Source organism: Streptomyces sp. NPDC053542, from assembly GCF_044544685.1.
Classification (GTDB): Bacteria; Actinomycetota; Actinomycetes; order Streptomycetales; family Streptomycetaceae; genus Streptomyces.
The window spans coordinates 632,758-643,119 of record NZ_JBITXL010000001.1 but is presented as its reverse complement, the minus strand read 5'-3'; the positions used below and the strand labels follow the sequence as shown (position 1 = coordinate 643,119).

The 10,362-nt window shown below is 71.7% G+C and carries 4 protein-coding genes; 2 read left to right on the top strand and 2 right to left on the bottom strand.

Features of this window, described 5'->3' with window-relative positions:
- Positions 1-25: 25 nt before the first annotated feature.
- Both ACIGXO_RS02835 and ACIGXO_RS02830 read right to left on the bottom strand, forming a co-directional pair.
- A complete protein-coding gene (locus ACIGXO_RS02835; RefSeq protein ID WP_030253916.1) occupies positions 26-334 on the bottom strand; it encodes a hypothetical protein in 309 nt (102 codons plus the stop codon).
- Between the two features lie 82 nt (positions 335-416).
- Positions 417-1,427, bottom strand: coding sequence for a hypothetical protein (locus tag ACIGXO_RS02830; RefSeq protein WP_399779325.1), 1,011 nt, complete (start codon positions 1,425-1,427; stop codon positions 417-419).
- Positions 1,428-1,662: 235 nt separating this feature from the next.
- On the opposite strand from ACIGXO_RS02830, the gene ACIGXO_RS02825 reads away from it, so the two are divergent.
- Together ACIGXO_RS02825 and ACIGXO_RS02820 are read left to right on the top strand one after the other, a co-directional pair.
- A complete protein-coding gene (locus ACIGXO_RS02825; RefSeq protein WP_399779323.1) occupies positions 1,663-7,530 on the top strand; it encodes a putative T7SS-secreted protein in 5,868 nt (1,955 codons plus the stop codon).
- Positions 7,527-10,331, top strand: a complete 2,805-nt coding sequence (locus ACIGXO_RS02820; RefSeq protein ID WP_399779321.1) for a right-handed parallel beta-helix repeat-containing protein — start codon at positions 7,527-7,529, stop codon at positions 10,329-10,331. The genes ACIGXO_RS02825 and ACIGXO_RS02820 overlap by 4 nt, the downstream gene beginning before the upstream one ends.
- Positions 10,332-10,362: the final 31 nt, after the last annotated feature.

The window sequence follows — 10,362 nt, the reverse complement described above, 5'->3', positions numbered from 1 at the left end:
CGTACGGCCCGTGTCGTACGGTCCGTCAGCCGGCGTTCTTGGTGCCGGTCGCGATGTCCAGGTCCATCTTCTCGATGCTGTTCTTGATCTGGTTGAACTGGTTGGCGAAGGAGTTGATGCTCTCCACCGCCTTCTGCAGCGACGCGGTGAGGTTGCTGTAGGACTCCTTCAGCGCCGGGCTGCTCTGCTGCATGAACAGGCCGTTGTCCAGCAGGCCCTCGACGGAGGTCTTGGTGCTCAGCAGCAGCGGGTTGATGTCGTTGACGGCCTGCTTCATCACGCCGGAGACGCGCTGGATCTCGTTGTAGTCGATGTTGATGTTGCCTGCGGGCATGGTGCTGACTCCTTGGGTCGGTATGGGGATGGGTGAAACCGGGACGGGGCCCGGGGGCGCGTCGGGCCGAGGGCGGGGGCCGTCAGTCGTCGGACTCCTTCGGCGTCCAGCCGGTGTCTCCCTCGGCGTCGTCGCTGGTCCACTCCTCCGTCTTGCCGTCGGTCACCACGGTTTTGGTGCCGCTGCCGTCCTCGTTGACCTCGATGGTGGTGGTCACCTCGTGGCCGTCGAGATCGACGGAGGAGTGGGTAGTGCCTGTCACCGTCTGCTCGTTGCCGTCCTCGTCGGGACCGACGGTGGTGTAGGTGGTCTTCGTGTCGCGGTGGCCGGTCTTCTGGTCGGTGACCGAGGTGGTGGTACCGGTGGTGGTGCTCTCGTTGCCGTCGGTGTCCTTCGTCTTGCTGGTGAAGTCGTCCGTGGTGGTCTTGTGCTCCGGCGTCTCGGTCGTCTTCGACGTGCCGGTGGTGTGGGTGACGCTGCCGAAGACGTCCGTCGAGGTCGAGTCGTACGTGCCGTCGGCGTGGTAGTTCGTGGTGTCGGTCGCCTTCAGGCCCGTGTTGGTCTCCATGGTCGTGGTGACCTTCGTCGGCTTGCCGTCCGGCCCGTACTCGTACGTCGTGGTGGTCTTGTTGCCGTGCCCGTCGTCGGTGGTCCACTCGTCGGGGCGCTCACCGGGCTTCTCGGGCTCCTCCGGCAGCAGGGACGGATCGAGGTCCGGGTACTCCTTCTTGGCCTTCTCGACCGACTCGTGCCAGGCGTTCCACTCGTCGTTGCGGGCGTTCCACAGGTCGGAGGCGATCGAGGCGCTCTGCTTGGCGGCCTTGTTGGCCAGGTCGAAGTCCCAGTCGGCCCACTTCTTCGCCACGCCCTCGTAGAGGTTCTTGAGCTTCTCCAGCTTCTCCTCGGAGCGCTTGAAGGAGCCCTTCCAGGTCGAGTAGTACTTGCGGATCGCCGCGACCGCCACCCGGGTGCCGACCTCGTCGACCGAGTACTCCTGCTTGCTCTCGCGGGCCTGCTTGACCTCGTCCTTGAGCTTGCCGGCCTTCTGCGCGACGTCGTTGAGCAGTTCGTAGTCAACGGCTATGTCGGTCACGGTCACACCCTTCGCGCGGTCGGAGATCACTTCAGGTCTCTCCACTGGTCAAACGCAACGAAAAGCGAATCGGTTCACCCGAGTACCGGTGAAGGGGAGCGAAGTGATGTCGTTCACACGGTGAACCGATCGGGCCGCAGATACGTAAACGTAGGTGTGGTGTTCTGTGACTCCGGTGAGCCGGACGCGTCGTCAGTGACACCTGTGAACGGTCTACCGCGGGAGAGGAACAGGCTTGGCTACGCGTCCCGGAGACTGGGGTGCTCTCGGCCTCGACGGCGATCCGACCCCGGGCGACGCCGCCGCCATCACGGCCATCGCCGACGCGATGCGCGACCTCGCCACCAACGCGGGCACCATCAACAACGGCCTCAAGGCGCTCCAGCAGACCGCCGGTGACGGCCGGCGTTTCATCGGCAAGACCGCCGACCAGCTGCGCGACATGGTCGACGACCACCTGCACAACTTCGTCGGCCACGTCGAGGACTCCTTCCACCAGGCCGAGGCGGCACTGCGTACGTACGCCACCGCCGTCACCGATGCGCAGAGCGATGCCGACCAGGCGCTGTCCGCCATCCAGGGCCTGGCCGACGACGACCCGCAGCGGCAGACCCACATCGACCGGGCCGACGAGGCGAAGACCGCGCTCAGCAACGCGGCGAGCACCTTGGACAAGGCGCTGACCGCTGCCGGGTCGCTGATGGTCCAGCCGGTCAGCGACTGCGACATGTTCTGGGAAGCCTTCGAATGGCTGACCATTGTCCTGTCGGTCATCGCCATCTTCACCGGCGGCGTCCTCGCGGTCCTCGCCTGGGGCATGAACGCGGTCCTGCTGATCAAAACCATCGTCGACTTCAGTCAGGGCAAGGCGAGCGGCCTGGAGCTCGGCCTCGCCTTCCTCGGCGTGCTCTTCCCGACCACCAAGGCCCTGCCGGTCGGTTCCATCGTCAAGGGCCTGGGCGGCGTCCTCAAGGGCGGCTTCGAAGGCATCGCCGGCGCCGGGAAGAACATCTTCGCGGAGATCGGCCACTTCTCCTCGCTGCACGGCATGCCCAAGGTCGTGGTGGCGCCCATGGTCATCGCCGCCCACGCGGCGCCCGCCCTCAACATCGTCAACGGCGTGAAGGGGCTCGGGAATCTCGCCAAGGGCGGCTGGGAGTCCCTGGCGGGCACCTTCGCCAAGGACTGGGCGACGTTCACCGGTCACATCGACGGCAGCTGGGCCAAGATCGGCGCGTACGCGAAGGTCAACTTCGGGCGGGGCGGGCGGATCGCCGTCGCCACCGTGCTGCCCCTGGACTTCACCGAAATGGGTGTCCTGGGCTTCGGTGGCGCCGCGCGGCTCGCCTTCGGCGAGCGGGTCCTGGGCATCAAGCAGCCGGAGCTGCACGCGCTGCTGGCCAACGCGGGGCGTACGGACGCGGCGCTGCGCGGCGGCGTCCACACCGGCGCGTTCGGCGGACCCGGCGCGCTCGTGCCGTTCCGGCCCATAGGCGGTACCGGCGCGCCCTTCGTGCCGGGCGGCTTCGTGAACCTGTCGGGCCTGCATCTCGGCGCGGCCGCCTTCCCGGGCGGCTTCCCGGGGGCGCACTTCACGCCCGGTGGGCTCGGAGCATTCACACCGAACGGGCTCGGGGCGTTCACGCCGAACGGGCTGGGGGCGTTCACGCCGAATGGGCTCGGGGCGTTCACGCCGAACGGACTGGGGGCGTTCTCGCCGAACGGGCTGGGCGGTACCGCCCCCAACGGCATCACGGTGCCGCATGGGATCACCGCACCTCAGGGCATTACAGCGCCCAACGGCTCTGTCGCTCACGCGGGTCCGCAGGTCGACCAGCCGGGACTGGTGACTGTCCCCGACGTACCCGGCATGACCACGCACGCCAATGGCCTGACCGTCCCGGACGTGCACGGTTCCGGCGCCACTCAGCTCATCCAGCAGGCGGACTTCGCAGCCGGGCACATCCGCCTGGACAACAACCTGCTGCTGCCCGCGGACACCGCCATCGATCTGCTCAAGGACACCCACGCGGCGTCGCCGCTCGCCCACACGGACGCCCCCGCCGTCCGCGTCCCGGAGACCTCGTTCGACGCCGGATCCGTCCACGGCATCGGTGACGGCCACGCGATGGCCCGCGGTGCCGTCGGGCACGGCGAGGCGCTGGAGGACATGACCTTCCCCGAACTGCAGGCGCTGGCTTCGGGCGACGTCGCGGTGACCGCTTTCCACGGGGACGGCGTCAGCATCCGCATCGGCGACGCGGCGACGCGCACGTTCACGGCGCAGGACCTGGCGAACACGGTGCCCGGTGGCCAGGCGGCAACGATCCGGCCGGCGGGCGCCGGCACGCACGCGGAGACCGTCGGCCTCCACGGGGCGGTGCCCCCGCAGCGCGACCCCGTCAAGGCCCCGGTAGACATCCCGGCGACGGCCGGCGCGTACGACCCGCTGCGGCTGAAGACGCCGGACGCGGCGCCGAGCACCAAGGCGGTCCCCTCGTCCGGCACCGCCCCCACGACCAACGCGACTCCTCAACCAGCCCTCAATCAGCATGACTTGGCGATGAGCCTGCTGGACGCCGGCGACCGCAAACCCGCCCCGGCCACCGGTCACAGCGCCACCGGTCACAGCGTCACCTCGTACAGCGGCCCCTCCGGTGTGTCGGCCCGTCCGGACCTGGATGGCGCGGGCGCGTCCGGCATCGCGGACCACAGTGCCCTCGACCTGATCGCCCACCCGGGCGGCGACGTGTCCAAGGCCGCGGACGCCGCTGCCGTACCGGCCGCGGTCAAGGCCACCGAACACACCCCCACGCCGGTACCCGCCCCCGCGCCGAAGGCCGGGTCCGCTCCCACCCCGGCGTCCGGTCCGAAGGACTCCGGTCCCGTCACCGCGCCCCCGCGCGGCCGCTTCGGCGGCTTCTCCGGCGCCGCCGCCATGAACCAGCGCCTGCGCGCCCGGCACGACCTGATCCTCGGCGGTTCGACCGGTCCCGAAGCCGGGGCGAAGCTCAACGCGTGGGCCGGGTACGAGAACGCGCTGTCGCAGCTCGGTAAGGCGGAGCGCAAGGTGGACGAGCTGACGCCGCCGGGCGCCGCCCAGGGCAAGCCCACGCCCGCCCTGGCCGAGGCGCTGGACGACCTGGGTGTCAAGCGCGCCGAGGCCGCCGAGGCGGAGGCCAGGCTGGACGAACTGGGCATCGACGCGGCGCGCACCCGCAAGCAGATCAACGCCCTCACCGGCGGCCTCTTCGGCGAACACGGCCTCGGCGGCGGACCGCACCCGCACCCGCACCCGCAGCCGGAGACGCAAGACCCGCTCGGTTCCGGCCCCGGCACCGGACGCGGGGCCCGCGACCAGGCGAGGCACGACATCGTCACCGGTGGCGCGAGCGGGCCGGAGGCCGAACTACGGCTCGATGCCTGGGGTCAGTACCAAAGGGCGTCGTACGACCTGGCCGGCGCCCAGGGAAAGGTGGACCGGCTGGTGCCCAAGGCGGGGCAGCCGGGCCCGTCCAAGCCGTCCGCCGCGGCCCTCGACGCGCTCGACGACCTGAGTGCCAAGCGCGCCGAGTTCACCGAGGCCGAGACCCGGCTCGGCGAGCTGGGCATGGACCCGCAGGCCCTCCGGCAGCAGATCGACGACGCCAACAACGCCATCGCCGCCGAGCGTGCGCAGCGCGGGGAGTACGTCGGGCCGCTCGGCGGCGCGCCGACGCCGCACCCCGGGCCGCGCGACGTGGAGATGACCGACGCACAGCCCGGCCCCTCGGCCCAGGGCGGCGGCAACCACCAGCCGCCCGGCCTGCGGTGGGACAACGCCCTCACCCGCGGCACCACGCCGGGCGACATCCGCGCCAACACCGCGTTCCAGAACCTGCGCGGACTCGACCAGCGGCCCCTGTCCGGCGCCGACTACCTGGCCAACCTGCACGACAGTCTCCGCGAGCAGCGCCCGCTCTCCTTCGTCGTCAACACCGTCGTCAAGTACGACCAGATCGGCGGCGGGCAGCTCGACGCCTTCCTGCGGGCGGTCACCACCGGCCTGCCGGACAGCTACCGGGGGCGCTTCGGCGTGGTCATCGGCCTCAACGGCCCGGCGGGTGAGATGGCCCGGATCAACGCCGCGGTGCGCCATGCCCTGGACGGCGTGCAGGCCGAGTTCCCGATCGCCGTCGTCGGAGTCGGCTGGCGCGGCGGCGACTTCCCGTACGGCACCGTCCGCAACACCGTCATGACCAGCCCGGCCAGCCGGTCGATGGTGCACGCGATGATGGCCGGCGGCGCCGGCGGCGCCGGGCGTACCCATCCGTACTTCGCCTTCATGGACTTCGACGACTTCCCGCACACCGTGCCCAGCGGCCGGCACATCTTCGACTACTTCGAGAAGAAGTTCGAGATGCGCGGCGTCGAGCGGGCGGGGGAGCCGTCGTCGGCCGAGCCGCTGCGCCCGCTGACGATGTTCGGTGGCTACCGGGTGCCCGAGCCGCCGGGCGGCGGTCTGCCCGACCCGCTCCTGGTCAAGACCGACGATCACCTGGCCAAGGCCGAGGCGAAGGGCAAGGGCAAGGCCACGGACACCCCGCGGCAGCCCGGCGAACTGCGGGTGACGCAGGAGAACCGGATCACCTTCGACCTGCGGATCCGCGCGGACATGCGTGCCCGCGTCGGCATCGCCGGCCGCCACCCGCTGCTGCCGTACGCGCCCGAGCCCAACCTGTTCGTGGACGCCACCGCGACGCTGGTGGACACCATGCCCGGCGTCCACGGCTGGCTGCCGTTGCGGTACGGTCCCGGCGGCGCCGAGTACCACCAGCTGAGCCGGGCGCTCAACCACTTCAACGCCTGGGAGCTGGACACCACCCTGCCCCGCTTCACCAGGGACGACTTCCCGAGGCTGCCGGGCGAGAGCCAGGACGACTGGGACAAGCGGGTGGCGGACGGCATCACCGACCGCGAGGCGCAGCGGGAGATCGCCGCCGGCAACCACACGCTGCCCGCCCGCGGTACGGCCTTCGTCGCCGAGTTCGAGAAGGCCGCCATCCCCACCGACCTCTCCCGGATCATGGCCTCACTCTTCGGCAAGAGCGGCAAGCTGCTCCAGGACCACGCCGGGCTGGGGAACGTGGAGCGGCTGGTCGTGAACAAGGACGCCAAGCGCGGGATGGAACTGAAGGACGTCCGTGACGACCGTTTCAAACTGTCCCCGGAGGCGGCGGACCACGACAACCCGCTGCGGCCGGTCGAGAGTCCGGACCAGGAGCGCCCCCGTGACGTCGCCGCGCGGCTGACCGACAAGCTGGGCACCGGCGCCAACCCGCTGGGGGGCAACGTCTCCGCCGGGCTGCCGAGCGACCCGTCGATACGGGCCGGCATCCGCCAGGAGGACCTGCGGATCATCACCCACGGCTACGCCCACAACGAGGACCCGTCGCGGTTCCTGGACCTGCTCGATTACGCCATCGTGCACACCTCGCACCAGTCGCCGCCGACCTCGGTCCTGCACGCCTTCGAGAACGCGCCCGACCGCCTGGGCCTGCCCGCACCGGAGGACATCCTGCGCGGCGTGCGGGCCCAGCTGGAGTACCGCGGCACCGTCGCCAAGAGCCGGGTCGAGGCCGCGGTCAACGACGCGATCGCGCGCGGGACCGACGGCCGGGAACTGTCCATCGCCCTGACCACCGGACGGCTGCGCCGCGAGAACTTCCTTCCTGACGGCCTGGGCGGCGCCACCGGCCGGACCGCCAGGAACACGGCCGAGGACCTCGCGCTCACGTACTACGCCAACGCCCTCGGCCGCGAACTGCACATCACCTTCGCCGACGGCAGCATGACCACCATCGCCCCCACGAAGCCGGGGAAGAAGCGGTTGCCGCCGCCGGTGGAGATCGTCTGGACGACCAGTACGGACACCGTGCGCTACCCGGACGGCGGCCACTGGACCGTGGCCGACAACGAACCCGGCCCGGTCGCGGGCGGCAAGCGCGGCCGCGGCGGTGCCGACGGACCGGGCGGCGACACCCACACCAAGCGCCCGCGCAAGGGCAAGGGCCGGGCCGACGGCCCCGCCGACCCGGACACCCCCATGGGAGGCATCCAATGACCACCGACCAGGCGGCACCGGACGCCACCGTGCACCACGTGGACTCCGGCCGCCCCGGTGCGTTGGCCGGGGCCTTGGAGGCCGCTGCCCCGGGCGACGAAGTGCGGATGGCACCGGGGACGTATGCGGAGACGCTGCGCGTCGCACGGGACGTGACCCTGCGGGCCGCGGACGGCGGGGTCACCCTCACCGCGCCCGGCGGCACCACCCCGGCCCTCGAAGTCCTCTCCGGTGCCCGGCTGACGCTGGACGGGGTGACCGTACGGGGCGCTGCGGCGGACCAGCCGGCCGTCCTGCTGTCCGGCGGCAGCACGCACTGGCACGGTGGCGGTACCGGCATCGGCCGCCTCGAAGTGCTGCGTGACGCCGCGCTCACCATGACCGGCGCCCGCCTGACGGGCGCGGCACTGGCAGGGGCGCTGATCCGTACCACCGGTGCGGTGCGGCTGACGGACTGCGTCCTGGAAGGCGCCCAGGGCACCGGCGTCGTGGTGGGCGGCGACTCCCGGCTGGAGATGACCGGCAGCCGGATCAGGGGGGCCACCGGCTCGGGTGTACGGGTCCGCGACGGCGCGCACGTCCTGTTGCGCGACTGTCTGATCGACGGCGCGGGCCGCAGCGGGCTGCTGTTCGAGGACCGGTCGGCGGCCCTGCTCGTGGACTGCCGGGTACGGGACTGCGACGGCGAAGCGGTGCGTGTACTGGACTCCTCGCCCGTACCGCGGGACGCCGACCCGTACGAGGCGGTGGACGCCGCGGCCCCGGCGGAGGCCCGGGGCGGACTGCTGCTGTACGGCTGCGAACTGAGCGGTGCGGGTGCCGACGCGCTGCACGTCGCCGGGGCGGGCGACGCCGTGCTGGCCGGCTGCGTCCTGCGCGACGGCGGCGGCTCAGGCGCCACGGTGGGGGAGCGGGCCCGGGTCCGGCTGGCCGACACGCGGATCGTGCGGACCACGTCGGCGGCCCTGACGGCCCACGGTACGGCCCGGCTGGAGGCGCGCGGCACGACCGTACGCGGCTCGGCGGCCAACGGCCTGCTGGCCACCGGCTCCGCCGCCGTCCGGCTCACCGACGGCGAGGTGACCGACTGCCGGTTCAGCGCCGTACACGCCGGTGGTGCCGCCGAGCTGACACTGACCCGGCTCCGTGCCGGCCACACCCCCGAACACGGGCTGCACGCGGTCGCCGACGCCCGGCTCACGCTGACCGAGGTGCATCTCACCGACTGCGGCATGTCCGGCCTCGACCTGTCCGGCGCGGCGAGCACCGAAGCCGCCGAACTGTCCGTCGTCCGCTGCCGCAACGGTGTGGTTGCCGGCTCCGGCGGCCCGGTCCGCCTGACCGGCTGCACGGTCACCGACGCCGAACGCGCCGGGTTCAGCTTCGGCCCCGGCGGCGATGTGGAACTGGCCGGCGGCCGGGTGCTGCGCGCCGGTACCGCCGGGCTGGTGGTCCAGGAGGGCGCCACTGTACGGGCCCGGGACGTGGAGATCACCGAGGCGGCCGGGTCCGGATTGGTGGTCGCGGCCGGCGCCGCCCCGCACCTGAGCCGGGTACGGATCGTACGCGCCGGCAAGAACGGCCTGATCGTGGACGCCAAGGGCGCCGGCGTCTTCGAGGACTGCGAGATCACCGCACCCGGCTACCCCGCCGTCCACCTGGGCGAGGCGGCCACCCCCGTACTGACCCGCATCCGTGTTCAGGACGCCGACGCCGACCTGAGCACCGGGACCGGTGCCGATCCGGAGGTGCGCGACTGCGTCTCGTGGCAGGTCAAGGACGCGCAGTGGCCCGCGCCGCTGGCGCCCGCAACGGCCACCGCCACCGCGGGGTCCGGCGGAAGCCCGGCAGGCGGAACCCCGGCCGGGGGAACCACGACCACGGCGTCGGCCACCGAGGACGATCTCGACGAACTGCTCGCCGAACTGCACCAGTTGATCGGTCTGGAGCGGGTCAAGCAGGATGTCGCCTCGCTCGTGAAGCTGATGCGCATGGTGCAGCGCCGCGAGGCGGCCGGGCTCGCGGCGCCGCCGCTCAGCCGCCACCTGGTCTTCGCGGGCAATCCCGGCACCGGCAAGACCACGGTGGCCCGGCTCTACGGCCGCATCCTGGCCGCCGTCGGCCTGCTGGAGCGCGGCCACCTCGTGGAGGCCGACCGCTCCGCGCTGGTCGGCGAGTACGTCGGCCACACCGGTCCGAAGACCCAGCGGGTCTTCATGGAAGCGATGGGCGGCGTGCTGTTCATCGACGAGGCGTACTCCCTGGCACCCGCACACGGATCGGGCGGCAACGACTTCGCGCAGGAGGCCATCGCCACCCTCGTGAAGCTGATGGAGGACCACCGCGACGCCGTCGTGGTCATCGTCGCCGGCTATCCGGTGGAGATGGAGCACTTCATCGACTCCAACCCCGGTCTCGCCTCCCGCTTCAACCGCACGCTGCTGTTCGAGGACTACGGCACCGAGGACCTGGTGCGCATCGTGGAACAGCACGCGGCGGGCCACCAGTACGAACTGACCGACGCGGCGCGCGCCACGCTCACCGGCTACTTCGACCACATGCCCCGGGACGGCCGGTTCGGCAACGGACGCTCGGCCCGGCAGACGTTCCAGGCGATGACCGAACGGCAGGCGTACCGCGTCGCGGAGAACGACTCCCCGTCCGAGGCGGAGCTGCGGACGCTGTCCGAACTGGACGTACCGGAACTGGACATACCGGAGACCAGCCGGACCAGCCTGTCCGGCCCTGGCGTGCCGCAACCGCTCCCGTCCGGCCCCGGCGGGCCCGTCAGCCCGGCCTGACCCGCTTCCCCCCACTACTCCCAGGAGGAAA

Excerpts from the sequence above, each read along its gene's own strand:
- ACIGXO_RS02835 (WP_030253916.1), bottom strand. The coding sequence starts at position 334 with ATGCCCGCAGGCAACATCAACATCGACTACAACGAGATCCAGCGCGTC.
- ACIGXO_RS02820 (WP_399779321.1), top strand. The coding sequence starts at position 7,527 with ATGACCACCGACCAGGCGGCACCGGACGCCACCGTGCACCACGTGGAC.